This is a genomic window from Pseudomonas sp. FYR_2, assembly GCF_043106425.1.
GTDB classification, from domain to species: Bacteria; Pseudomonadota; Gammaproteobacteria; order Pseudomonadales; family Pseudomonadaceae; genus Aquipseudomonas; species Aquipseudomonas monteilii.
Genome location: NZ_JBICMM010000027.1, coordinates 1 through 24,473, shown reverse-complemented (window position 1 = coordinate 24,473; position 24,473 = coordinate 1). Strand labels below are relative to the sequence as shown.

General features: G+C 63.4%; 26 protein-coding genes. 10 read left to right on the top strand and 16 right to left on the bottom strand.

Features of this window, described 5'->3' with window-relative positions:
• Positions 1–77 precede the first annotated feature (77 nt).
• Genes ACF8R4_RS13505 through ACF8R4_RS13490 form a run of 4 tightly spaced genes read right to left on the bottom strand, consistent with a single transcriptional unit; the run spans position 78 to position 3,750 of the window.
• Positions 78–995, bottom strand: coding sequence for a biotin-dependent carboxyltransferase family protein (locus ACF8R4_RS13505; RefSeq protein WP_104835373.1), 918 nt, complete (start codon positions 993–995; stop codon positions 78–80).
• Positions 992–1,678 carry a 5-oxoprolinase subunit PxpB gene (gene pxpB / locus ACF8R4_RS13500; protein ID WP_392492684.1) on the bottom strand — a complete coding sequence of 229 codons (687 nt, stop codon included), beginning with the start codon at positions 1,676–1,678 and terminating at the stop codon, positions 992–994. The genes ACF8R4_RS13505 and pxpB overlap by 4 nt, the downstream gene beginning before the upstream one ends.
• Positions 1,675–2,454 (bottom strand): 5-oxoprolinase subunit PxpA, encoded by a 780-nt coding sequence (locus ACF8R4_RS13495; RefSeq protein ID WP_392492682.1) that lies wholly within the window; start codon positions 2,452–2,454, stop codon positions 1,675–1,677. The genes pxpB and ACF8R4_RS13495 overlap by 4 nt, the downstream gene beginning before the upstream one ends.
• A gap of 9 nt (positions 2,455–2,463) precedes the next feature.
• Positions 2,464–3,750: an MFS transporter gene (locus ACF8R4_RS13490; RefSeq protein WP_392492680.1), complete on the bottom strand. Its 1,287-nt coding sequence runs from the start codon at positions 3,748–3,750 to the stop codon at positions 2,464–2,466.
• A gap of 130 nt (positions 3,751–3,880) precedes the next feature.
• Here ACF8R4_RS13490 and ACF8R4_RS13485 point away from each other — a divergent pair, with 130 nt between their 5' ends.
• Complete coding sequence (locus ACF8R4_RS13485; RefSeq protein ID WP_060498673.1) at positions 3,881–4,795, top strand: LysR family transcriptional regulator; 915 nt, start codon at positions 3,881–3,883, stop codon at positions 4,793–4,795.
• 282 nt (positions 4,796–5,077) lie between these two features.
• Here the strand turns inward: ACF8R4_RS13485 and ACF8R4_RS13480 are convergent, their stop codons facing one another.
• From ACF8R4_RS13480 to ACF8R4_RS13470, 3 genes are read right to left on the bottom strand one after another with little or no spacing between them, the layout of a single operon-like run.
• On the bottom strand, positions 5,078–5,599 hold the full coding sequence (locus tag ACF8R4_RS13480; protein WP_104835377.1) for a DUF2937 family protein: 522 nt from the start codon (positions 5,597–5,599) through the stop codon (positions 5,078–5,080).
• Between the two features lie 9 nt (positions 5,600–5,608).
• Positions 5,609–6,382 (bottom strand): class II glutamine amidotransferase, encoded by a 774-nt coding sequence (locus ACF8R4_RS13475; protein WP_060498670.1) that lies wholly within the window; start codon positions 6,380–6,382, stop codon positions 5,609–5,611.
• Positions 6,383–6,399: 17 nt separating this feature from the next.
• A complete protein-coding gene (locus ACF8R4_RS13470; protein WP_060498669.1) occupies positions 6,400–6,897 on the bottom strand; it encodes a hypothetical protein in 498 nt (165 codons plus the stop codon).
• Positions 6,898–6,989: 92 nt separating this feature from the next.
• Here ACF8R4_RS13470 and ACF8R4_RS13465 point away from each other — a divergent pair, with 92 nt between their 5' ends.
• Positions 6,990–9,032: a S9 family peptidase gene (locus tag ACF8R4_RS13465; RefSeq protein ID WP_156868061.1), complete on the top strand. Its 2,043-nt coding sequence runs from the start codon at positions 6,990–6,992 to the stop codon at positions 9,030–9,032.
• A 102-nt stretch (positions 9,033–9,134) separates the two neighbouring features.
• Here ACF8R4_RS13465 and ACF8R4_RS13460 read toward each other — a convergent pair whose 3' ends face one another.
• Positions 9,135–9,413, bottom strand: a complete 279-nt coding sequence (locus ACF8R4_RS13460) for a hypothetical protein (protein ID WP_060498667.1) — start codon at positions 9,411–9,413, stop codon at positions 9,135–9,137.
• Positions 9,414–9,545: 132 nt separating this feature from the next.
• Here ACF8R4_RS13460 and ACF8R4_RS13455 point away from each other — a divergent pair, with 132 nt between their 5' ends.
• The 3 genes from ACF8R4_RS13455 to ACF8R4_RS13445 all read left to right on the top strand — a co-directional run bounded on the left by ACF8R4_RS13455 (position 9,546) and on the right by ACF8R4_RS13445 (position 10,991).
• Positions 9,546–9,917 carry a YajD family HNH nuclease gene (locus ACF8R4_RS13455; protein ID WP_003254676.1) on the top strand — a complete coding sequence of 124 codons (372 nt, stop codon included), beginning with the start codon at positions 9,546–9,548 and terminating at the stop codon, positions 9,915–9,917.
• Between the two features lie 71 nt (positions 9,918–9,988).
• A complete protein-coding gene (locus ACF8R4_RS13450; protein ID WP_060498666.1) occupies positions 9,989–10,459 on the top strand; it encodes an RNA methyltransferase in 471 nt (156 codons plus the stop codon).
• A gap of 193 nt (positions 10,460–10,652) precedes the next feature.
• Positions 10,653–10,991 (top strand): YgaP-like transmembrane domain, encoded by a 339-nt coding sequence (locus ACF8R4_RS13445; protein WP_156868062.1) that lies wholly within the window; start codon positions 10,653–10,655, stop codon positions 10,989–10,991.
• Positions 10,992–11,042: 51 nt separating this feature from the next.
• Here the strand turns inward: ACF8R4_RS13445 and ACF8R4_RS13440 are convergent, their stop codons facing one another.
• Both ACF8R4_RS13440 and ACF8R4_RS13435 read right to left on the bottom strand, forming a co-directional pair.
• Positions 11,043–12,251, bottom strand: coding sequence for a hypothetical protein (locus ACF8R4_RS13440; RefSeq protein WP_156868063.1), 1,209 nt, complete (start codon positions 12,249–12,251; stop codon positions 11,043–11,045).
• Between the two features lie 41 nt (positions 12,252–12,292).
• Positions 12,293–12,742, bottom strand: coding sequence for a YcgN family cysteine cluster protein (locus tag ACF8R4_RS13435; protein WP_060498663.1), 450 nt, complete (start codon positions 12,740–12,742; stop codon positions 12,293–12,295).
• Positions 12,743–12,885: 143 nt separating this feature from the next.
• Here ACF8R4_RS13435 and ACF8R4_RS13430 point away from each other — a divergent pair, with 143 nt between their 5' ends.
• Complete coding sequence (locus ACF8R4_RS13430) at positions 12,886–13,479, top strand: nitroreductase family protein (RefSeq protein WP_060498662.1); 594 nt, start codon at positions 12,886–12,888, stop codon at positions 13,477–13,479.
• 68 nt (positions 13,480–13,547) lie between these two features.
• Here the strand turns inward: ACF8R4_RS13430 and ACF8R4_RS13425 are convergent, their stop codons facing one another.
• The 4 genes from ACF8R4_RS13425 to ACF8R4_RS13410 all read right to left on the bottom strand — a co-directional run bounded on the left by ACF8R4_RS13425 (position 13,548) and on the right by ACF8R4_RS13410 (position 17,642).
• A complete protein-coding gene (locus tag ACF8R4_RS13425; RefSeq protein ID WP_156868065.1) occupies positions 13,548–14,480 on the bottom strand; it encodes a D-2-hydroxyacid dehydrogenase in 933 nt (310 codons plus the stop codon).
• A gap of 2 nt (positions 14,481–14,482) precedes the next feature.
• Entirely contained in the window at positions 14,483–14,776 is a 294-nt protein-coding gene (locus ACF8R4_RS13420) for a YcgL domain-containing protein (protein ID WP_060498660.1), read from the bottom strand.
• On the bottom strand, positions 14,773–15,906 hold the full coding sequence (gene rnd / locus ACF8R4_RS13415) for a ribonuclease D (RefSeq protein ID WP_060498659.1): 1,134 nt from the start codon (positions 15,904–15,906) through the stop codon (positions 14,773–14,775). Before rnd ends, ACF8R4_RS13420 begins: the two co-directional genes overlap by 4 nt.
• Positions 15,907–16,004: 98 nt before the next feature.
• Positions 16,005–17,642: a phosphoethanolamine transferase gene (locus ACF8R4_RS13410; protein WP_060498658.1), complete on the bottom strand. Its 1,638-nt coding sequence runs from the start codon at positions 17,640–17,642 to the stop codon at positions 16,005–16,007.
• Positions 17,643–17,894: 252 nt separating this feature from the next.
• On the opposite strand from ACF8R4_RS13410, the gene ACF8R4_RS13405 reads away from it, so the two are divergent.
• Positions 17,895–18,131, top strand: coding sequence for a YdcH family protein (locus tag ACF8R4_RS13405; protein ID WP_016711950.1), 237 nt, complete (start codon positions 17,895–17,897; stop codon positions 18,129–18,131).
• A gap of 61 nt (positions 18,132–18,192) precedes the next feature.
• Here ACF8R4_RS13405 and ACF8R4_RS13400 read toward each other — a convergent pair whose 3' ends face one another.
• Entirely contained in the window at positions 18,193–19,374 is a 1,182-nt protein-coding gene (locus ACF8R4_RS13400) for a PLP-dependent aspartate aminotransferase family protein (RefSeq protein WP_060498657.1), read from the bottom strand.
• Between the two features lie 91 nt (positions 19,375–19,465).
• On the opposite strand from ACF8R4_RS13400, the gene ACF8R4_RS13395 reads away from it, so the two are divergent.
• Complete coding sequence (locus tag ACF8R4_RS13395; protein ID WP_060498656.1) at positions 19,466–19,927, top strand: Lrp/AsnC family transcriptional regulator; 462 nt, start codon at positions 19,466–19,468, stop codon at positions 19,925–19,927.
• A 36-nt stretch (positions 19,928–19,963) separates the two neighbouring features.
• Here the strand turns inward: ACF8R4_RS13395 and ACF8R4_RS13390 are convergent, their stop codons facing one another.
• Positions 19,964–22,294 carry an FdhF/YdeP family oxidoreductase gene (locus ACF8R4_RS13390; RefSeq protein WP_104833267.1) on the bottom strand — a complete coding sequence of 777 codons (2,331 nt, stop codon included), beginning with the start codon at positions 22,292–22,294 and terminating at the stop codon, positions 19,964–19,966.
• Positions 22,295–22,528: 234 nt separating this feature from the next.
• On the opposite strand from ACF8R4_RS13390, the gene moaA reads away from it, so the two are divergent.
• Both moaA and ACF8R4_RS13380 read left to right on the top strand, forming a co-directional pair.
• Positions 22,529–23,533: a GTP 3',8-cyclase MoaA gene (gene moaA, locus ACF8R4_RS13385; RefSeq protein WP_016711953.1), complete on the top strand. Its 1,005-nt coding sequence runs from the start codon at positions 22,529–22,531 to the stop codon at positions 23,531–23,533.
• Positions 23,534–23,553: 20 nt separating this feature from the next.
• On the top strand, positions 23,554–24,453 hold the full coding sequence (locus ACF8R4_RS13380; RefSeq protein WP_104833268.1) for a bestrophin family protein: 900 nt from the start codon (positions 23,554–23,556) through the stop codon (positions 24,451–24,453).
• The last annotated feature ends 20 nt before the right edge of the window (positions 24,454–24,473 follow it).

Genomic DNA, 24,473 nt, shown 5'->3' with positions numbered 1-24,473 from the left:
TACAAAGAATTGCGAAAGCCTGAGGCATGCGCTGTCCTGTGTAGGAGCGGGTTTACCCGCGAAGAGACCGGCAGCCTTTACAACCAGCGGCCCAGGTAACCCTGCTGTTCCCGCCAGGCCTCCTCCTGCACCACCGCCCTGAACCGCACCGCCGTCCCTGGCATGCACTGCGCCAGTTGCGCCAGTGCCAGCGGCGTCAACGCCCCCAGCCTCGGATAGCCACCAATGGTCTGCCGGTCATTGAGCAGCACGATCGGCTGCCCATCCGGCGGCACCTGCACCGCCCCCAGCGGTATCCCTTCGGAAATCATCGGCGCGCCCTGATAGACCAGCTGCGGCCCCAGCAGCCGGATGCCCATGCGGTCGGCCCGGCTGTCCAGCGTCCAGTCACTGTTGAACGCCTCGAACAGGCTGATACCACTGAAGTCGCCGATCTGCGCGCCCATGACCAAATTGAGCACAGGCTTTTGTGCGTACTGCGGCCGCAACGCATGCGGCACTTCGCGCAGGGTGGCATCGCTACCGGTGAACGCCAATTCCTGGCCTTTAACCAGCGCAGCCCCTTGGCCATCAATGCCACCCAGCTCTTCACGTACCACCGTGGCACAACTGCCCAGCACATCTTCGCCGAGGAACCCGCCCGGTGCCGCCAGATAAGCCCGAACGCCCTGCTTAGGCTGCTTCAGGGTCAAGCGCTGCCCCTTGGCCAGGGCAACGCTGCGCCAGGGGGCCAAAGGCTGATCATCAACCCGCGCATCCAGGTCGGCACCGGCCAAGGCCAGCACACAATCCTGTTCGGCCACCACGCAGAACCCACCCAGCGCTACCTCGACCACCGGCGCCCCCAACGGGTTGCCCAGCAGCCAGTTGGCCCAGTGCATCGCCACCCAGTCCAGCGCGCCGCCCTGGGTTACGCCCAAGTGGCGCACGCCAAAGCGCCCGGCGTCCTGCAACTGGCACAACGGCGTACTGGCCTCGATCTTCAACTGCTTCATGCCTGCGCCTCCACATCACCACCCAAGGCCAGGAATTCGCTGCGCGAAACCGGCACGAAGCGCACCCGGTCACCGGGTTGCAACAGGCTGTAGCCCTCGCGATCCCGGTCGAACAGGCGCACCGGGGTACGGCCAATCAGGTTCCAGCCGCCCGGCGATACCGCCGGATACGCTGCCGTCTGCCGCTCGGCAATGCCCACGCTACCCGCCGCCACGCGCTTGCGCGGGGTGCTCAGGCGCGGGCTGGCCAGGCGCTCGTCCACCAGGCCCATAAAGCCAAAACCGGGGGCGAAGCCCAAAGCGAATACCGGATAGTCGCGCTCGCTGTGCAAGCGGATGACATCGTCTTCACTCAAGCCGCTGCGGGCCGCCAGCACAGGCAGCTCAGGGCCGACGCTGGTGTCATACCAGACTGGAATCTCATGACGCCGACCGCCGCTGCCGGTGTCTGGCTGCAAACCGTCCAGCGCCTGGGAGATCAGCGCCCTCGCCTCACCCGGCTGCAAATCGAACTGCACCATCAGCGTTGTGTAGGACGGCACCAGGTCCAGCAAGTGCTTACCGAACGAGGCGCTCAGGCGCTGGCTGGCGGCGAGCATCCACGGCATGTTGGCTTCGTCGATACCGTCGAACAGGCGCACCATCAGGCTGTCGATGGCCACCACTTCGATGCGCGGCTTCATCGTCCCTCCAGGGCATCCAGGGCCTGGCGTATCTGCCGCACCGCTGCCACCGAACTGTCGTTGTCACCATGCACGCAGAGGGTGCTGGCGTGCAGGCGCAGGGCACTGCCATCTTCCGCCACAAGGGTGTCGCCCCGAGCCAGACGCACGGCCTGCTCAACGACCTGTGCTGGGTCGTGATGCACGGCCCCAGGCAGGCGTCGCGACACCAGGTGGCCGCTGGCGGTGTAGGCGCGGTCGGCGAACGCTTCGAACCACAGCGGCACGCCGACTTCATCGCCCAGCGCCTGGGCAGCACGGTTGTCGGCAGTGGCCATGAGCATCAGCGGCAGGTTGCTGTCGTAGGCTGCCACGGCCTCCAGCACCGTGCGCAGCTTGAGCGGGTCGGCCATCATGTCGTTGTACAGCGCGCCATGTGGTTTCACATAGGATACGCGGCCCCCCAGCACTTTGCAGATACCCTCCAGCGCACCGATCTGGTAATGCAGCAGGTCGCGGATTTCTTCCGGGCTGCACGCCATGGAGCGGCGGCCGAAGCCGACCAGGTCCGGGTAGGCCGGGTGGGCGCCGATGGTCACCCCATGCTCCAGCGCCAGGGCCACGGTGCGGCGCATGATGCCGGGGTCACCCGCGTGGTAGCCACAGGCGATGTTGGCGCAATCGATGTAGGGCATCACCTCGGCGTCCAGGCCCATGCGCCAGCTGCCGAAGCTCTCGCCCATGTCGCAATTGAGTAGCAGGCGTTCCACCACGCGGTCTCCCTTGTTGTTGTCCATAGCCCTACCTTACCGCGCCTTGAGCTGTTTGCCGCGGGTTTCCGGCAGGCTCAAGGCCGCCACGATCACAATCCCGTACGACACCGCAGAAAACACACCGATACCCAGGCCCAGCGGCACATTTTGGCCAAGCATGCCGATCAGCAACGGGAACAGTGCCGCAATGATCTTGCCGATGTTGTAGCAAAAGCCCTGCCCCGAACCGCGAATGCGCGTAGGGAACAGCTCGGTGAGAAACGCCCCCATGCCGCTGAAGATGCCCGAGGCGAAGAAGCCCAGCGGGAAGCCCAGCCACAGCATCACGCCATCGCTGACCTGCATTTGCGTGTACAGCAGCACGATGACGAACGAGCCCACGGCGAACAGGATGAAGTTCTTCTTGCGCCCCAGCAGGTCGGACAGGTAAGCACTGACCACATAGCCCACGTAGGAGCCGACGATCACCATGGCCAGGTAGCCACCCGTGCCCAGCACACTCAGGCCGCGCTCGTTCTTGAGGAAGGTTGGCAACCACGAGGTGATGGCGTAGTAGCCGCCCAGTGCACCGGTGGTCAGCAGAGACGCACGTACAGTGGTCCAGAGCATGCCCGGGGCGAAGATCTCGTAGAAGTGCGAAGGTGCCTCGGCGTTTTCCACCGCCTTGGCCTCGCGGTACACCTCAGGGTCCTTGACAAGGCGGCGGACGAAGATCACGAAGACAGCCGGCACCAGCCCCAGCAGGAACAGTGCACGCCAGGCCTGCTCTGGCGGCAGCCAGGAGAACAGCAGCGCGTAAAGAATCGCCGTAAGGCCCCAGCCGATGGCCCAGCCGGATTGCACCATGCCCACCGCCTTGCCACGGTCCTGGGCGCGGATGACCTCGCCGATCAAGACCGCGCCAGCAGTCCATTCGCCGCCGAAACCAAAGCCCATCAGCGTCCGGGCGATCAGCAACTGTTCGTAGTTCTGGGCGAAGCCGCACAGGAAGGTGAAGAAGGCGAACCACAGCACCGTCAATTGCAGGGTGCGTACGCGGCCGATGCGGTCGGAGAGGATGCCGGCGACCCAGCCGCCTACGGCCGAGGCGATCAGCGTGCTGGTGTGGATCAACCCGGCTTCGGTGGTGGTGATACCCCACAGCATGATCAGCGTAGGGATGACGAAGCTGAGCATCTGCGTATCCATGCCGTCCAGGCCGTAGCCGATCTTGCAGCTCCAGAAGGTGCGCCGTTGCTGTTTGTCGATATCGCGGTACCAGGCGAAAGGCCCGGACGAAGGTGGGGAACTGACCTGCTGCTGCACGCCGGTGGGGTTCATGGATGCCTCGGCTTGTTGGTATTGTTTTATGGGCGACATAAAGCGTCGCGGCCTGGGCACCATTGTTCAGAGGCCACGCCGCCTGCGTCCAACGAGAAAAACCGCCGGTCTGGAACAAGAAAAACTGATCATGAACCTTCGCTTCCTCGAAACCTTCGTCTGGGTCGCCCGGCTCAAGAGCTTCCGCCTGACCGCAGAAAAGCTGTTCACCACTCAAGCCTCGGTGTCCAGCCGCATTGCCGCGCTGGAGGCAGACCTTGGCGTGAAGCTGTTGCTGCGCGACTCACGCGGGGTCAGCCTGACGCCGGAAGGCGGCAAGGTGCTGGAATATGCCGAACGCATGCTGGAAACCGCCAAGGCCATGAAACAGTCGCTGGACAGCGACCGGGCCAAGGTTGGGCGAATTCGTATCGGGGTGATGGACACGGTGATCCACACCTGGATGAGCGCACTGGTGGCGGAGCTGACCGAGCGCTACCCACAGGTGGAAATCGAACTGGTGGCCGACACCGCGCTGAACCTGCGCGAGCAGCTGCAAAAGGGTTTTCTGGACGTGATTTTGCAGACCGACCTGCTGCGCGAGCAGTCGATCCGCAGCCTGGACCTGGCGCGTTACCCGATGGGCTGGGTGGTGGCCGCAGGCTCGCACCAGCACCGGGATTATGCCTCGCTGGCCGAGCTTGGGCGCGAGCGCATCATCACCTTTTCGAAAAATTCGCGGCCACACCAGGAGGTGCTGAGCTTGCTGCAAGCTGCGGGGGCTGAGGCACCGCGTCTGAACTGCGTGAACTCGGTGGCGGCGATTACCCGGCTGTTGCGCGATGGGTTTGGTATTGGTGCGTTGCCGCCGGCGCTAGTGGATGCCGAGTTGAGGCGGGGCGAGCTGGTGTTGCTGGAAGGGCTGCAACCCCCACCCAGCCTGGAACTGGTGGTGGCCTGGCAGACCGGGGTGGCGCTGGTGGATGAAGTGGTCGGGGTTTGCCGGCAGGTGCTGGAGGGGTATGCCCGAGATGTGGGTGGGCAGCGGATTGTGTTGGTTTCGTAGGTACTTGCCGTTAGAAATGCAGCGCCTGTGAGATCGAGCGCCGCCCACGCGGCGCATCGCGAGCTGCGCTCGCTCCTACGTTTGTTTCGGGCCAATGTGTCCTGTGCCAAGCGCGCGCGACCGCCTTGGTGCATGGCTCGATATCGAAGGGTACAAACAAGCGGTCGCGCACTACCCTCACAGGCATAACTGGCCCGAAACAAACGTAGGAGCGAGCGCAGCTCGCGATGCGCCGCGTGGGCGGCGTTCGGCCTCCCAGGCGCTACAAGTTTTGTGGCGAGCTCAGCGCCAGCTCTCTTTGACCGCCCTGCGCCGCCCGCCGAGGATCACCCAGCCAATCCCCAGCAACAGGCTCTCAACCACAAAGGCCAGCAAAAACCCGGCTCCTACACCCCAGCCGACCGCCTCGGGCACCAACAGAATCTGGTAGCTGTAGCCATTGAGCGTTTCTTCCCGCAACTGCGGGTCAGCCTGCACCAGCACATGCCAGGTACGCTGCGCCCACGGCCCTTGCAACGCCTGCCATTCGTTTTCCAGCAGTTCGTTGCGGATCATCAGGCTTTCGATGCTGTTGGCATCGCTGTTGAACACCGGGTCGTCACTGCTGCGGTAATGCTGCAGAAGCGCCTGCAAGTCGCCCTTGAAAAAGCGCTCGGCCGTTTGCCGGAAGCCATCCAACGCCTCGCGTGATTCGAACAGGTGCGCCTCGACCCGCTGGCTGTAGTCCTTGACCAGCCCCGGAACCTGAATACCGGCCAGCAGGCCGAAAGTGAACAGCAGCAACCGCAGGTAACTTCTGAACATGCAGCGTCCTTAGCTCTGGCCGTGCGCCACGCACTCGCCGTGCCGCCACACGGCCCATTGACCCGGCTCGTAGCGCTGCCAGGTCTCATTTTCGGTCAGGGCCTCGGTGGCGATCACCGTGACCACGTCGTTGGGGGTGGTTTCGGTATGGAAATCGACGATCAGGTCGACATCCTTCAACCGCGCGGCACCGAAAGGCGCACGCCGGGTAATGTGTACCAGCTTGGTCGAGCAGAAGCAGAACAGCCAGTCGCCGTCACTGAGCATGCAGTTGAACACGCCCTGTCCACGGTAGCCGGCACAGGCTTCGACAAGCACCGGCAGCAGCTGTTCCACCGGCACCGGCTCGGGGAACGCACTGCGGATGCGATTGAGCAGGTCGCAGAAGGCCGCTTCGCTGTCGGTATCACCCACTGGTCGATAAAAACTGGCCAGGCCTTTGAAGTCACCCAGCTGGCCGTTGTGCGCGAAACACCAGTTGCGGCCCCACATTTCCCGCACGAACGGATGGGTGTTGGACAAGCACACCCGGCCAACGTTGGCCTGGCGGATATGGCCGATCACCACTTCACTCTTGATCGGGTAGCGCTGCACCAGGTTGGCCACTTCGGATTCGCTGCTGGCTGCCGGGTCCTGGAACAGGCGCAGGCCACGGCCTTCGTAAAAGCCGATGCCCCAGCCGTCACGGTGCGGGCCAGTACGCCCGCCGCGCTGCATCAGGCCGGTGAAGCTGAAAACGATATCGGTGGGGACGTTGGCACTCATGCCCAGCAGTTCGCACATAGGCGTGTCTCCTGCGCTTACAGACGGGGCTCGACCCGGCCATTGCCGCGCGGTGCGGCAGGGCGTGGGTCGTCGCGGTAACGGTCGCCGCGTTCGGCAGCCAAGGGCGCCTGGGCGGAGAGCTGGTCATCTTCAGCCGCCTGGCGCTGGGCAGCCGCCTCGGCTTGCGCACGGCGCTCACGGGCGCGCTTTTCCAGCGGCCAGCGCAGCACCACGAAGAGGAAGTAAAGGCCGAAGGCAATCATGCCGTACATGGCGAAATCGGATACCGCACGCCAGGCGTTGTTGCCGACCTTGAACGCGACATCCAGGGCCGTGATGGCAATGGCCGGGGCGAAGCTGTCCTTGACCGGGTCGACCACGGTCGGGGTCAGCAGCAGCACCGCCAGCACCACCCGCAGCGGTTCGCGCAGCCAGCGCCACATCCAGCCGGTGAGCTTGAAGCCCACCAGCAGGCAGCCCAAAGCGGCCACAGCGTACAGGCCCCAGGCGAAGGTGTAGTCGTTCTCGGTCATGGTGTTCGTGCAAGCCAGGCAAAGAGACGCCTATGATAAACACTTTTCCGGGCGCAGACAGTGTTTGCCTGTCCCTAGCCAAGAGATCGCCAATGCCCAACAAGCCCCAGCCGCCCATCGCCCACGCCGACAACACCACCGACCCGTACGCCTGGCTGCAACAGCGCGACACCCCCGAGGTGCTCGCCTACCTGCAAGCCGAAAACGCCTACCAGGAAGCCTGCCTGGCTGACCAGGCCCCCTTGCGCGAACAACTGTTCGAAGAGATCAAGGGCCGCATCCAGGAAACCGACCTGTCGCTGCCGTCTCCGTGGGGCCCTTACCTCTATTACACCCGCACCACCGCTGGGGACGAATACCCACGCCATTACCGCTGCCCTCGTCCGGCCGACGACGCCAACACCGTCGACGAGAGCCAGGAGCATCTGCTGCTCGACCCCAACGCCCTGGCCAAGGGTGGGTTCCTGTCGCTGGGCGCCTTCAACGTCAGCCCCGACCACCGCCTGCTGGCCTACAGCCTCGACACCAGCGGCGACGAAATCTACACCCTGTACGTCAAGGACCTGACCACTGGCAGCGTCACTGCCCTGCCCTTCGACGACTGCGACGGCAGCCTGACCTGGGCCAACGACAGCCAGACGCTGTTCTTCGCCGAACTGGATGACACCCACCGGCCATGGCGCCTGCGCCGCCACACCCTGGGCAGCGACGGTGCTCAGACCGTGTTCGAAGAGCCCGACGGGCGCTTCTTCCTGCACTGCTACCGCACCAGCTCCGAGCGCCAGCTGGTGCTGCTGCTGAACAGCAAAACCACCAGTGAAGCCTGGGTACTGGACGCCGAAACCCCACAGGCGTCGTTTACCTGCCTGGCCCCGCGTGTCGAAGGCCACGAGTACTTCCCCGACCACGGTCAGCTCGATGGCGAATGGCGCTGGTTTATCCGCACCAACCAGGACGGCATCAACTTTGCCCTGTACCACGCACCGGCCACGCCCGTACCAAGCCGTGAACAATGGCAGGTGCTGGTGGCGCACCGCGACACGATCATGCTCGAAGGCCTCAGCCTGAATGCCGGCGCCCTCACCCTGAGCCTGCGCGAAGGCGGCCTGCCGATCATTGAAGTACGCCCGCAGGCTCTGCCGGCCTATCGCGTCGAACTGCCAGACGCGGCCTACAGCCTGTACGTGCAGGACAGCCTGGAGTTCGCCAGCACCCGCGTACGCCTGCGCTACGAGGCTCTCAACCGCCCGGCCCAGGTGCGCCAGCTGGAGCTGGCCACAGGCGCACAGGCCGTGCTCAAGCAAACCCCTGTACTGGGTGCATTCGATGCCGATGACTATGTGAGTGAGCGCCTGTGGGCCAGCGCAGCAGACGGCACCCGGGTGCCGATCAGCCTGGTGCGTCGCCGCCAGGACCTGGGCAAGACCGTGCCGCTCTACCTGTACGGTTACGGTGCCTATGGCGAAAGCCTCGATCCGTGGTTCTCCCATGCACGTCTGAGCCTGCTGGAGCGCGGCGTGGCGTTTGCCATCGCCCATGTGCGTGGCGGCGGTGAACTGGGTGAGGCCTGGTACCGCGCCGGCAAGCAGGAGCACAAACACAACACCTTCAGCGATTTCATCGCCTGTGCAGAGCACCTGATTGCCGAGGGCGTGACCGCCTCTGACCGGCTGGCCATCAGTGGCGGCAGTGCCGGTGGCCTGCTGATGGGCGCGGTGCTCAACCTGCGCCCCGAACTGTTCCGCTGTGCAATTGCCGAAGTGCCGTTCGTCGACGTGCTCAACACCATGCTCGACCCCGAACTGCCGCTGACCGTGACCGAGTACGACGAATGGGGCAACCCTGAAGAGCCTGAGGTGTATGAGCGGATCAAGGCGTATGCGCCGTATGAGAACGTGAAAGCCCAGGCCTATCCGGCGATGCTGGTGGTGGCGGGTTACAACGACAGCCGCGTGCAGTACTGGGAAGCGGCCAAGTGGGTGGCGCGGTTGCGTACCCGCAAGACCGACAGCAACCTGCTGTTGCTCAAGACCGAGATGGGGGCTGGGCATGGCGGGATGAGCGGGCGGTACCAGGGGTTGAAGGATGTGGCGCTGGAATATGCGTTCGTGCTTGGCGAGCTGGGGGTGGTGTAAAGCCGAGATTCAAACCCCCACGCAATCCCTGTGGGAGCGCGCCAGCGCTTAGGTTTTGTGCAAGACCATTGCTCCCACATGATCGGCGCGGGCCGCTCTCTCTCAATCGTCCTGCGCCGCCGGCTTCTGTGGCTCCGGCCGCATACCCGGTAATGGCTGGTCCTTCGGCGGCCCCGGCACCGGCATGGGCGGCAACAGCGGCGCCCCCGGCTGGCTGTCATAAGCCTTGGGCGGCGTACTCGGGGTAACCTGCGGGTATGGCGTGGGCGTCGGCGTGCCCGGCGCACCAGGCACAGGCGTCGTCAACCGGGGTGGTGTGCTGGCCGCTTCGGCCAGCGGCAAGCCAGCCAACAACAGCGCGGTGAGGATCGCGTGAACCATCAGCAACCTCCTGTCGGGAACCTTCCTACAGGCTACGCCTAAATCAAAGCTTTCGCCTGTCCGCCCGCCCTGCAAGCGCGCTAGACTCAATGACATAACCGTTATTTGCCTGATCAGAACAAAGGAAACACCATGAGCTCCACCTCTTCCGCCGCCGCCACCGCGCGCCTCGACCGCATCCTGGCCGATGCCAAGCGTGACAAGGAAATGGGCTACCGCGACAAGGCCCTGAGAATGTACCCGCACGTGTGCGGCCGCTGCGCCCGCGAGTTCGCTGGCAAGCGCCTGAGCGAGCTGACCGTGCACCACCGCGACCACAACCACGACAACAACCCGCAGGACGGCTCCAACTGGGAGCTGCTGTGCCTGTACTGCCACGACAACGAGCACTCGCGCTACACCGACCAGCAATACTTCAGCGAAGGCTCCACCAGCACCCCAAGCATCGCCAAGGCCACCCACAACCCGTTCGCCGGGCTGGCGGGCATGCTGAAGAAAGACTGACCATCGATTCGCCCCCCGCTGCTGCCGGGCAGCCCGTATAATCGCGCTTTTTTCGTGAAGGGCCCCGGTACGTGGCAAACAAACGATACAGCTGCATCGGCCTGTTCAACCCCAAGTCTCCAGAAAACGTCGGCTCGGTGATGCGCGCTGCGGGCTGCTATGGCGTCAATTCGGTGTTCTACACCGGCAAACGCTACGAACGCGCGCGTGACTTCGTCACCGACACCAAGCGCGTGCATTACGACATTCCGCTGATCGGCATCGACGACCTGCAACGCATCATCCCGCTGGGCTGCACGCCGGTGGCGGTGGAGCTGGTGGACGGAGCGCGGCCATTGCCGGAATACACCCACCCGGACCGTGCCATCTACATCTTCGGGCCAGAGGACGGCTCGTTGAGCGAGGATGTGCGGGGCTGGTGTGAAGAGACCATCTACATACCGACCGAAGGTTGCATGAACCTGGCGGCGACGGTGAATGTGGTGCTGTACGACCGCATGGCCAAGGGGCTGAATACCCGGTCGGGGCCCAAGTTCAAGTAATAAAAAGGCCGCCACTGCAAAAGCAGGGCGGCCAGGTGCCGAACTCCGTCAGAACAGCACCGGTCTTGCTCTTCTGGATCGAAACCCAGCGTGGATGAGCCCTCTGCACGACACGGGATGTCGCCGGGCGCACCGACTGAACCATGGCGAGGGTGAAAGGGTCAGCTGCTTACACTCACAAGGAGGCCTTGCCATGCTTGATATCCATAACGCGACAACGTCGCAGCACAATGTCCATGGCCTGGAACGGGTCGGCTCGCTGGCCGGTGGCGCGTTGATGTTCAGCAAGGGGCTGCGCCATGGCGGCCTGATTGGTTTGCTGCAAATGGTGGTGGGGGGCGTTGCGGTGGCACGCGGGGTCAGCGGGCATTGCTCGACCAAGGCGTGGTGGCAGCGGCATCGGCAGGAATATCACCGGTTGCGTTCGGACATAGAACGCAGGGCGGCGGAGCTGGAGGCGTTGAAGGCCAGTGCCAAGGCGGCGACCAGAGGGGTGTCGGTGACTGGGCAGGATCCGTTGGCTGGACGTTGATTTCTGCACTGCCTGTACCGGCCGCTTCGCGGGTACAGGCGATGGAGATAGCTAACGTAACGCCTTGCTCTGCAGGACCTCGGACTTGCGTCCCAGCACGTTCTCGCTGATTTGCACAAAGTCTACGGTGCTCACGCTGGGCAGGCGCATCAGGCCGCGCACCACATCGTCCAGCGAACGCTTGGCCTGGGTATGGATACGGATTTCCTTGTCCAGTGCCTGCAACAGCATCACCCCGCGCGCCACCTGGGCAGGGCTGGCGCGTTCACCTTTGAGCCGGGTGACCTTGGCGCCCTGTTTGCTCAGGCGTGCCTGCCAGGCCTGGTAACGGTCATCGCTCACCCCGCCCGAGCGGCGCAGCAACTCGCTGGCGTAGTAGTCGGTCAGGCTTTCCACCAGCCAGTCACTGCCGTCACGCCCATGGATCTGCGCAAACAGCTGCACCACTTCGCGCAGCAACGGGCTGCTGCCATTCTCGCTTACCATCGGCCGGGCGCTGTGCAGGTACAGCGAGCCCTGTGCTGCCATTGCCCCACGCCACATGCCGTCACGGGCACCGACCAGCAGCAGCTTCGGCGGGTTGCGCGGGAACACCGCCTGCAACTGCGGCCATACGAAGGTCAGCAGGGTCAGGCTGTCCATACGCCGCATACCCTGCCCCACCGGCGCAGCCACGGTGACCTCGGTATCGCCCAGGCGAGCACGGCGGCTGCCCAGATCGCCGGCCAGCATCCAGCCAGTGGGGCGGTCGAACAGGCGCGAAACGTTGTCGATGCGGAACTTGTCCTTGCCGATGCGCGGCCAGGAGGTCTCGATACTTTTCCAGCCCTCGGGCAGGTCGAACGCCAGGCGTGCCACCAGCTCGGTGCCATCCTGCTGGTCGAGGCGCGCGGGCGGCACCAGCTGGTCACCGAGGAACAACGCCCAGTGCGGGGTAACACGCGAGGAATAGGCACCGCTGGCGAGCTTCTGGTCCAACTGCACGCGGTAGCTGAGGCTGGTCTTGCCGGCCGCCGGCTGCCACACGCCGCGCTGCCCCTGCAATTGCCATTGGCCATCGGCCTGGAAGCCGCTATAGGCCCCAGCCTTGCCCAGATCGAAGTCAAGGCTGCGCACGGCGCTGCCTTCGGCCAATGTGAGGCGGACTTCAGCTTGGCCACTGGCAGGCAACAAACGCACCTGGTAATCGAGGTCGACCTTTTTCGCCCAGGCCGGCGAACTGGACATCAGGCCCAACAACAGCAACAGCTGGCAACGCATACAGAAACTCCTTGTTTCCCCTTGGCAGCGGGCCGCGCCGGTCAGCTGGCGCGGAAGATCAGGTGGTCTTCCCAGTCGTCTTCGTGCACATCGTGTTCACTGAGCATACGCCCCGACTGGGAAATGCGCTGTTCATGGACTTGCTGGCGGTCGCCGCAGACCAGGTGATGCCAGGCGGGCAAGTCCTTGCCCTCGCTGACCAGACGGTAACCGCAGGTACTCGGCAGCCACTTGAACTGGTCGGCTTTGCCCGGCGTGAGCTGGATGCAGTCCGGCACGTGGTCGAAGCGGTTGGGGTAGTCGCTGCACTGGCAGGTGTGCAGGTCCAGCAGCTTGCAGGCGATGCGCGTGTAATAGACGCTGTTGTCGTCCTCGTCCTCAAGCTTTTGCAGGCAGCACAGGCCGCAGCCGTCGCACAGCGACTCCCACTCTGACGGGCTGAGTTGTTCGAGGGTCTTGCGCCGCCAGAACGGCGCGTTTTCAGCGATCATCACACGGTTTCCTGCATTCTTCATTGGGCCACGGCGCGCGGCGGCGCCAGTCTAGAGCCTGACCTTGCGCAAAGCCAGACCGCTTGTCAGTCGCGACGGGACGCAGTAGCGTGAGGGTTTCCCGTCCTTTTGCAGGAGCTGTCATGAGCGCCAACCCTCGCATTGCCGACTACGCCATCAACGAGCAGTTCATCAACCGCTGGTCGCCGCGTGCTTTCACCGCCGAGCCGATCAGCGAAGAAACGCTGTTGAGCTTCCTGGAAGCCGCCCGTTGGGCTCCGTCGGCGTACAACTCGCAGCCTTGGCGCTTCCTGTATGCCCGCCGCGATACGCCAAACTGGGAGCGTTACCTGAACCTGTTGGTGCCGTTCAACCGCAGCTGGGCACAACAGGCCTCGGCACTGGTGCTGATCATTTCCAAGACCACCTTCGCCGCCCCGGGCGCCACGGAGGAAAAGCCGGCACTGTGGCATACCTTCGACACCGGTTCCGCCTGGGGGCACCTGGCCCTGCAGGCCAGCATCAGCGGCTGGCACACCCATGGCATGGCCGGCTTCGACCAGGACCTGGCGCGTCAGGAGCTGAAGGTTCCTGAAGGTTATGTGCTGCATGCCATGGTGGCGATCGGCAAACTGGGTGAAAAGGCCAGCCTGGATGAGGCGTTGCAGGCGCGCGAAGTGCCGAGCCCGCGCAAGCCATTGAGCGAGCTGGCGGCTGAGGGTGATTTTAGCCTGTAAGCCTTGTGATGGCCTTACTGGCCTCTTCGCGGGCAAGCCCGCGAAGAGGCCAGTACAGGCACTACAAATCAATAGCCCCGGGCAAAGTCCACCTCACCCCGCAAGCCCTGCCCCGCTACATACGCCTGCACATTCTCGACAAACAGCCGCACCATCGCCGTCGGTGAGGTGGGTGCCGAGCTGTGTCCGGTCAGCAGCAAGCCCCAGGCGGTCCAGAACGGGTGCTGTTTGGGCAGCGGTTCCTGGCGGCACACATCGATCACCGCACCGGCCAGATGCCCGTCCTTCAGCGCCTCGACCAAGTCCGCATCCACCACCGCCGCGCCGCGCCCGGCATTGATGAACAGCGTGCTCGGCTGGAAGCACTTGAACAGCGCCGCGTCATACAGGTCATGGGTAGCCGGGGTGTCCGGCAGCAGGTTGAGCACGTAGTCGACCTGGCCAACCATACGCGGCAAGTCGGCCAGCGCCGCCACCTCGACGAACGGTGCCTGCTCCCGGGCACTGCTGGCGACCCCGTACAGCACCACACCAAACGGCTGCAGGAACTCGGCCACGCGCTGGCCAATGTCGCCGGTGCCCACGATCAGCACCTTGCGCCCTTCCAGCGTCCGTCCTGGGCGATCGTCCCAGCGCCGCTCCACCTGGCTGACCAGGCGCGACAGCACCTCGCGTTCGTGGCCGAGCATGTAGGTAAGCATGTACTCGGCCATCACCTGGCCGAAGATGCCTACCGCGCGGGTCAGGCGATAGTCACGCGGCAAGCCATCGGCCAGCAACGGCGTGATACCCGCCCAGGTCGACTGCACCCAGTCCGGCTTGTGGCCTTGGCGCAGCAAGCTCGCCAGCAGGTCCGGCTGGCCCAGCCACACCTTGCACTGCGGTGCCTGGCGGGCCAGTTCGGCGGAATCACCGCTGGTCAGTACTTCCACATCAGGCGCAGCTTCGCGCAAAAGCGCGGCGTAACGAGCATGATCATGCTCAGCAATCAGTACGCGCATGGTCAGACCGGGTCGTTTCGGCGCAGTAGCTCTTCAGGCAGGTGCTCGATGTACTCGTCTTCCGCTGGCGGCATCTGCAGGTGGTAGCCCTGGTTGTCGAGGTTTTCCAACACCTTGGCGATGTCCTCGCGGGCCAGCTTGCGCTCCGGGGTGAGCACCAGGTCGAAGGCATGCACAGGGGTGCCGAAGAACGGCAGCAGGCCTTCCGGCACGCGCTCCAGGCCGTCGGCCTTGAGCACATACAGGTACATTTCGTTCTTGCGGGGGCTCTTGTAGATCGAGCAAATGCGTTTCATCGGGTCTCTCCGGCACCTGCAAGGCTGTCCAGCAGGGCCTGGCCCATACGCTCACGGCGCCAGCCGCGCAGCGAATCGGGCAGTTGATAAGGGCCATTGGGGTAGCCGCTCTTGAGCAGCGCTTCCAGGGCTTTCTTGCGCAGCATCAGCTCGGGGGCGATCCCCAGGCGCTCGCCTTCGGCCTGGCCGATGGCACGCAGCTGCTTGAGGATGCCGGCGGCCTCGATCGGCAGCGGCTCGGGCAAAGGCGCTGGCCACTGCTCGGCAGGCAGGCTGGCGGCGCGCTGGATCAGCTTGATCAGGAACTCGCCGTCCTGACGAATGGTGCGCGGGTGCATCTCGTCGATTCTGGCCAGCGCCGAGAGGTTGTTCGGCTGGCTCTTGGCCATGGGCCACAGCGAGTGCTCCTTGAGGATGCGGTTGCGCGGCACATCGCGGCTACGGGCTTCACGCTCGCGCCAGGCACACAGCTCTCGCAACACCGCCAGTTGCTGGGGGGCCAGCTTCCAGGCGAGCTTGACGTCGCGGTACAGGGTTTCGGGCTCGACCTCACGGCGCAAGGCGGCCACCAGCTCGGCGCCGTCTTCCAGCACCCAGGCGTACTTGTCGTCGCTCAGGCGCGGGCGCAAGGCGGTGAACAGCTCGGCCAGGTGCACGGCATCTTCGGCGGCATAGCTGACCTGTGTGTCGGAGAGCGGGCGCTGCAGCCAGTCAGAGCGGGTTTCGCCCTTGGGCAGCTCGATACCCAGCACCTCCTGCACCAGGCGCGAATAGCCCATGGAGAAGCCCAGGTTCAGGTAGCCGGCTGCCAGCTGGGTGTCGAACAGCGGCTGCGGCAGCTTGCCGGTCAGGCGCAACAGCACTTCGAGGTCTTCGCTGCAGGCGTGCAGCACCTTGACCACACCGCTGTCTTCGAGCAAGTCGGCCAAGGGTTGCCAGTTACCGATCAGCAACGGGTCGATAAGGTAGGCCCGCTGACCGTCGCCGATCTGGATCAGCCCGGCTTTCGGGTAGAAGGTGTCAACCCGCATGAATTCGGTGTCGACAGCGACAAAAGGCAGTTGGTGCCAGTCGCGGCAGTGTTCGGCCAGGCTCTGGTCGTCACGGATCCAGTGAATTTCGATGGCCACAAGGCTCTCCCACTAACATTGGCGCGCAGTATATACGGCGCGGGCACTGCTGGTGAAACCCGGGCCATCCTTGATATCGATAAGTGGTGGTGTGTGGGTCAGCGTTTGGCCGCCAACCACGGACGGCAGCTCGCAAACATGTCCAGCGACTGCTGATACACCTCGGTGCGCACCTGCAACAGGCCGAGCATGGAGTGGAACAGGTTGTCCTGCGACAGCGGCGCATCGCTGAGCTTGGCCAGGCAGTCGGTGTCGATGCCGAAATCGTCCTTGTAGCTGTCGGAGAACCAGGTCAGCAATGGCACGTGCTTCTGCTGCTCCGGGGCGATGGCGTAAGGCGTGCCGTGCAGGAACAGGTTGTACTCACCCAGCGACTCGCCATGGTCGGACAGGTAAATCATTGCGGTGTCGACCTTGTCCTGTTTGCTGCGCAGGGTGTCGATCAGCGACGCCAGCACTTTGTCGGTGTAGGCCAGGGTGTTGTCGTAACCGTTGATGATGTCTTGCTCGCTGCACTGGTTCAGCGCGTTGCTCTGACACACCGGCGCGAAGCGCTCACTGTCACTTGGGTAGCGCTTGAAATATTCCGGGCCGTGGCTGCCCATCTGGTGCAGCACCAGCACGGTGTCCTTGTCGAGGTTGTCGATCAGCGCGTCCAACCCTTGCAGCAGGATCTGGTCATGGCATTCGCCATTGGCACACAGCTGCGGGTCGTTGAGGTTGCTGACATCGATGAACTGCACACGGTCGCAGGTGCCTTTGCAGCCCGACTGGTTGTCGCGCCACTGCACGGCCAGGCCGGCCCGCTGGAGGATATCCAGCAGCCCTTCGCGGTTCTTGGCCACGCGGGCATCGTATTCCTTGCGGGTCATACCCGAGAACATGCACGGCACCGAGACAGCTGTTTCCGTCCCGCACGAATGCACATCGGAAAACGCCACCAGGCCTTGCTCCTTGGCCAGGTTCGGGGTGGTATCGCGGTCATAGCCCAACACGCCAAAGTGGTCGGCCCGCGCACTTTCACCCACCACCAGCACGGTCAACGACTTGCGCTCATGCTTCTGCCAGGCGGCATCACGCTTGGCATCTTCGCCATAGTGCTGGAAAGGACGCGATGCGGTACCGACGCGTTCGCTGACATAGCCAATGGAGGCACCGACGATATTGCTGGGGGTCAGCATCAGGCGCAATTCGTGGTGGTTGCGAAACAGCGAGGACAACCCTTGATAGTTGACCAGCGCCACCGAGCCCAGAGCTACCACGCAAGCGCCACTGACTACCAGCTTGCCCAGCAACTCGCGGTGCCAGGGACGGTAGGCAATGGGCGCCTTCCACAACAGCACCGAAGGCAGCACGCCCAGCCCCAGGATATACAAGGCAAACTTCAGCGAAAGCAGGTCGCGCACTTCGGCTACGTTGGTTTCTGCAATATTGCGGAACATACCCGCATCAATAAGGACGCCGTATTGATTCATGAAGTAAGCCACACCCGCGCCACTCATGAACAACACGATAAGTACCGGCTTCAATACATATCGGAAGGCAAACAACGTGAGGATGAGATTGAAAGCGAACAACATCAGCACGGCAAACGCCAGGCTCAGCCACAGCCCGGACAGGCCGGCAGGCACCACCTCCTGCAGGTGCCCCCAAAGGAACATGTTCAAGCCAATCAGCAGGTAAAGGCTGGCCAGCAGCGTGACCCATTCAGTCCGCAGGGATTTGAAGTTGAGCATTAGCGTTCGCAATCAAGAGTGATTATCAACCCCCAGGCCGGCTGGCACCGTGGGAAAGTTGGGCGAACTCTAGAAAGCCCGTCATCAATTTTTTGTGAAAAAGTTGGTAACAATTTCGTGAGGGCGCGCCTTTCGGTGATTAACGGCGCTTCATTCAGCTGCCATTCAGGCTGGCCGACATCACCGGCCTGCGCAAAGGCGGCTATCCTCAGAGGTCAGGACCTTATTGACAACCCTGACAGAGGTGAAGAAATGCCAGTTCCGCATGATCTGCTCGCTGACCTGCACGTTACCGCCGATGCATTCCAGGCGCTCATTGACAAGGACCAGACGCTGCACTCACTGCACAAGGAATACAACGCCAAGGACAAGGAGGTGGTCGCCGCCGAAGGCAACGGCACCAACGACGACACCGTCAACCGCCTGCGCAAGGAACGGTTGCTGATCAAGGACAAGATCGAACGGATCATTCATCCGCCGAAATCCTGATGGAAATGCATTGAATTCACTGGCCCCTTCGCGGGTTCACCCGCGAAGGGGCCAGCAACCCTTACACAGCTGCCGAAGCTTTCAAGGCGCCATCCAGATCCTCGATCAGATCACGGTAATCCTCGATCCCCATCGAAAGCCGCAGCAGGTTCTCGCTGATCCCCATCACCCCTTTCTGCTCCGGGCTCAGCGAGCAGTGCGACATGGTCCACGAGTGGTTGATCATGCTCTCCACCCCACCCAGCGAGTCGGCCAGCACAAAGATCTGCAACGCTTCCACCAAGCGGTTGAGCGCGGCGCGGTCGCCCTTGACCTTCATGGCCACCACCGCCCCGCCACTGCGCATCTGGCGTTTGCACAATTCGTGTTGCGGGTGGCTTTCCAGCCCCGGGTAATACACCTGCTCGATCTGCGGATGGTTTTCGAGGAAGCGCGCCACCTGCAGGGCATTGCCACACTGGCGCTCCATGCGCACATCCAGCGTTTTCAGGCCACGCAGGGCCAGGTAACAGTCGAACGGCCCCTGCACCGCGCCAATTGCCATGCTGATGCGGCGAAGGCGCGCCAGCAGTGCATCGTTGGCCGCCACCACCACACCACCGGTGAGGTCGGAGTGGCCACCGATGTACTTGCTGGCCGAGTGCATCACCAGGTCCACGCCCAAGGTGATCGGGCGCTGGTTCCACGGCGAGCAGAAGGTATTGTCGATGCAGGTGAGGATGCCCCGGGCCTTGGCCAGGTCGCACACGGCCTTGATGTCGACCAGGTGCAGCAGCGGGTTGGTCGGCGATTCGATCCAGATCAGCTGGGTTTGGGGCTTGATGGCGGCGGCCACGGCCTCCAGGTCGTTGAGGTCGACATAGGTGGTGGTGAGGCCCGAGGTGCGGCTGCGGTAGTCTTCCAGAATACGGAAAGTGCCGCCGTACACGCCGTTCATCACCACGACATGGGCATCCTTGGGCAGCAGCTCCAGCACCGTCGCGGTAGCGTTCACGCCCGAGGCACAGGCAACCGCGCCCACGCCCTCTTCCAGCGCGGCGACACAGGTTTCGTAGGCATGCCGGGTGGGGTTGCCAACGCGGCTGTAGGAGTATTCCGGTTTGTCATCCAGGCTGCGTTTGGTGAACGAGCTGGCGGTGACGATGGCTGGAAAAATGGCGTTTTCAGCGACGCTGAACTGCTCGCCGGCGTGAATGGTACGGGTGGCGAAATTGCGCGGCTTGTCGGACATGGTCAGGCCCATTGGCAGAGTTAAGGCTGCAACTATCGCACAACCCAAATGTTCTGGCCTTGGGGTAATCTGTGAAAAATTTTCTTCACGGCCCGCGCGCGATATGGACAGTTTCGACCAGCACATTCTTACCCTGCTTCAGCGCGATGCCTCGATATCGCTCAAGGACCTGGCCGAGGCCGTCAACCTGTCCACCACGCCCTGCTGGAAGCGGGTCAAGCGTCTGGAAGAAGAAGGCTACATTCTTGGCCGCGTCGCCCTGCTCGACCCCGAACGGCTTGGCCTGGGGCTGACGGTGTTCGTCCAGCTCAAGACCCAGCGCCACGACAGCGCCTGGCTTGAGCAGTTTGCCGCGACCGTGACCGGGTTCGAGGAAGTGATGGAGTTCTACCGCATGTCCGGCGACTGGGATTACATGCTGCGGGTGGTGGTGGGGGATATTGCGGCGTATGACCGGTTCTACAAAAAGCTGATTACCCGTACCGATGGGCTATCTAACATTACGTCCAGTTTTGCCATGGAGCAGATGAAATACACCACGGCCTACCCGGTACGTCGATCCTGAATCGGCGTTGGATTCTTCGCGGGCACAGGCAACCCATCAATCCAAGGCCAACACCGCCGCAATCCGGTTCCCCACCTTGGCTTTCTCGACCTTGATCGCCACAAACTTCGACGTCGGTGTATAGGTCCCCACGCCATAACTCTCCAGCGGCACCAGCGGGTTGGTTTCCGGGTAGTAGGCCGCCGCCTGCCCTTCAGGCACGTCATACGCCACCAGGCGGAACCCCGACACCCGCCGCTCTACGCCATCCTCCCACAGCGACACCAGGTCCACATGCTCACCCGGCTCGAAGCCCAGGCGGCGAATATCGGCCTCGTTCACAAACACCACTTCACGCAGGCCGAACACCCCACGGTAGCGGTCGTCCAGGCCATACAGGGTGGTGTTGTACTGGTCGTGCGAGCGCAGGGTCTGCAGGATCAGGTCGGGCTTGTCACCCCGCGCCAGCACCTTGGCGTTGATCAACTCCTCCGGCAGTGCGTGAGGCATGAACCGTGCCTTGCCCGTGGCCGTGCGGAAGTTGCGATCGGCGGCATTGTTGCCCAGGTGGAAGCCGCCCGGGCTGTGCAGGCGTTCGTTGAAACCGGTGAAACCCGGGATCACGTCGGCAATCATGTCACGAATGCGGTTGTAGTCGGCCACCGCATACTCCCAGTCGATCGGCTGGTTGCCCAGCGTGGCCTTGGCCATGCCGGCGATGATCCACGGCTCCGAGCGCAGGTGCGGTGAGCGCGGGCGCAGCTGGCCGTTGGAAATGTGCACCATGCTGAAGGTGTCTTCCACGGTCACGCCTTGCGGCCCTTCGGCCTGCAGGTCGATTTCGGTCCGGCCCAGGCAGGGCAGGATCAACGCATCGCGGCCGGTGACCAGGTGTGAGCGGTTGAGTTTGGTGGAAATCTGCACGGTCAACGCGCAGTTCTGCAGCGCCGCGTGGGTGCGCGGGGTGTCCGGGGTGGCTTGGGCAAAGTTGCCACCCAGGGCGACGAACACCTTGGCCCGCCCCTCTTCCATGGCCTTGATCGCCAGCACCGCGTTGTGCCCATGGGCACGCGGCACACGGAACTGGAAGCGTTTTTCGATGGCATCGAGCAGCGCCGGCCTGGGCTTTTCGTCGATGCCCATGGTGCGGTCACCCTGCACGTTGCTGTGGCCACGTACCGGCGACAAGCCAGCGCCGGGTTTGCCGACGTTGCCGCGCAGCAGTTGCAGGTTGACGATTTCCTGCACGGTCGGTACCGAATGGCGGTGCTGGGTGACGCCCATGGCCCAGCACATGATCACCCGCTCTGCCTTTCGGTACATACGTGCCGCCAGTTCGATCTCGGCCAGGGTCAAGCCCGACTGCTTGACAATGTGCTCCCACGAGGTGGCGTCCACTGCCGCCAAATAGTCATCGACGCCGCTGGTGTGTTCGGCGATGAAAGCACGGTCGAACACCGCCGGCTCACCGTTGGCCTGGGCTTCGCGCTCCCACTGCAACAGGAATTTGGCAATGCCACGCATGGCCGCCATGTCACCGCCCAAGGCCGGGCGGAAGTAGGCGCTGGACGTCGGCTCGGAGCCGTTGCTGAGCATTTCGAACGGGTGCTGCGGGTGCTGGAAGCGCTCCAGGCCACGCTCTTTCAGCGGGTTGAAGCAGACCACCTGGGCGCCGCGCTTCACCGCTTCGCGCAATGGTTCAAGCATGCGTGGGTGGTTGGTGCCTGGGTTCTGACCGATGACGAAGATCGCGTCGGCCAGCTCCAGGTCGTGAAACACGACAGTGCCTTTGCCCACCCCGAGGGTTTCCGACATGCCTGCACCGCTGGCTTCGTGGCACATGTTCGAGCAATCGGGGAAGTTATTGGTGCCGTAAGCGCGCACGAACAGCTGGTAGAGGAACGCCGCCTCGTTGCTGGCCCGGCCCGACGTGTAGAACTCGGCCTCGTCTGGCGACTGCAGCGCACGCAGGTGTCTGGCGACCAGCTCGAAGGCCTCCTGCCAGGTGGTTTCGACATAGTGGTCGGTGGCAGCGTCGTAGCGCATCGGGTGCGTGAGGCGGCCCTGGTATTCGAGCCAGTAGTCAGTCTGTTCCTTCAGCGCGCTGACGCTGTATTTGGCGAAGAACGCCGGGTCAACCGAGCGGCCGGTGGCTTCCCAGTTGACCGCCTTGGCGCCGTTTTCGCAGAACTTGACCATGTCGCTTTCCGGCGACTCCCCCCAGGCACAGCCGGGGCAGTCGAAGCCGCCGTTCTGGTTGGTCTTGAGCATGGCCCGCAGGTTCTTGAAGGCATTTTCGCTGCCCAGCCAGCTTTTGGTCACGCTCTTGAGCGCTCCCCAGCCGGCGGCTGCGCCTTTGTAGTCCCTGATGTGTTCGTCCTGGCTCATGCGATGAATCCTCACGCTTCGATGCTTTTTTTCAGCCTATTGAGCGTGGGGGTGGGGCGTCCAATCGAAAGATCTTACGGCGTGATAAGCGGTTTCGATCATGGGGTGGAAGCTTTGAGGCATCGGGCCTGCAGCCGTGATAGAAACCATCGATCAACCAGTCGGGCAAAGCAATTTGACGGCCCTGCGGCCAGGCTATAGCTTGGAGTGAACCCACCCCATTCGAGCGCGAACGTGGAACAGAACAGCCGGGCCCTGATCGACGGCTTCAACCGGAAAATCGACTACCTTCGGATGTCGGTCACCGACCGCTGTGACTTCCGTTGCGTGTACTGCATGGCCGAAGACATGCAGTTTTTGCCGCGCCAGCAGATCCTCAGCCTCGAAGAACTGTTCCAGGTGGCCGAGCGCTTCGTCGCCCTGGGCACCCGCAAGATCCGCCTGACCGGCGGCGAGCCGCTGGTACGCCAGGGCATCGTCGAGCTGTGCGGGCGGATTGCCGCCCTGCCCGGCCTGCGCGAGCTGTGCATGACCAGCAACGGCTCGCAACTCGGGCGCCTGGCGCAGCCGCTGTTCGACGCCGGGCTGTCGCGCCTGAACATCAGCCTCGACAGCCTGGACACCGAACGCTTCAAGCAGCTGACCCGTACCGGCGACCTGCACCAGGTCATCGCCGGGATCGACGCCGCACGCCAGGCCGGCTTCAAGCGCATCAAGCTCAACTGTGTGGTACTCAAAGGCCGCAACGACCACGAGCTGGTCGACCTGGTGCGCTTTGCCATCGATCGGGAGCTGGACATCACCTTCATCGAAGAAATGCCGCTGGGGGTAATCAGTGAACACGAACGTGGCGAGTCGTTCTGCTCCAGCGACGAAGTACGCGAGCGCCTGGCAGAACAGTTCACCCTGGTGGAGTCCACCGAATCATCACAGGGCCCTGCCCGCTACTGGCGCCTGGCCGAAGCCGCCAACACCCGGGTCGGTTTCATATCGCCGCACAGCCACAACTTTTGCGCCACCTGCAACCGCGTGCGCCTGACGGTCGAAGGCCGCCTGTTGCTGTGCCTGGGCAACGAACACTCGGTAGACCTGAAGCACGTGCTGCGTGCTCACCCAGGCAACCGCGAGCGCCTGGAAAAGGCCATCCGCGACTCCCTGCACCTCAAGCCCTACCGCCACCACTTCGAAGTGGGTGGCGATGTGCAGATCCTGCGCTTCATGAACATGACCGGCGGCTGAACGGCCGTCTCTGGATTTCCATGATTGTTCACCCAACCCCCGATGTACTGCGTGTGCTGTTCACCCTGAAGGGGTCGATCGTCAAGCGCATCGCCCTGCGCTGCCTGATGGTGACCCTGTTGGCCGCGCTGATCGTGCTGGTCGAGCGCCATTTCCCCGCGTTTTTCTACCCGGTCAGTGCCACGCCGTTTACCTTGCTGGGCCTGTCGCTGTCGATCTTCATGAGCTTTCGCAACAACGCCTGCTACGACCGCTGGTGGGAGGGCCGTAAGGCCTGGGGCAAGCTGATTATCGAAACCCGCTCGTTCGTGCGCGAAAGCGTGGTGATTGCTGACCAGGCGCTGCGCGCAGAGCTGCTGCGCAGCCTGTGTGGCTATGCCCATGCGCTGAATGCCCGCCTGCGTAACGAGGACGACCTAGCGGCCGCCCGGCCCTGGCTGGCCCGACCAGAGGCGATCAGCCCGCATAACGTGTGCGATGGCATCCTGCGCGACATTGGCCAGCATTGCTCGCGGCTGGCGGAACAACAGCACATCAGCGATTGGCGCTACAGCCTGCTGGAACAGCGGCTGGTAGGCCTGACCGAGGTGCAGGCCACCTGTGAGCGGATCAAGTTCACACCATTACCGTTCCCCTACACACTGTTGCTGCACCGCACCATCTACATCTTCTGCCTGCTGCTGCCGTTTGCCCTGGCCGAGCCGCTGGGCTGGCTGGCACCGCTGTTCACCACCATCGTGGGGTACACGTTCTTCGGGCTGGATGCGATTGGCAACGAACTGGAAGACCCGTTCGGGCGGGATGAGAACGACTTGCCGACCGATGCCATGGTGCGGACGGTGGAGCGGGATGTGCTGGCGGGATTGGGGGAGACGCAGTTGCCACCGGCGTTGTTGCCGGTGGGGTATGTGTTGAGCTGACGGTGTGTGATTGCCTGTTC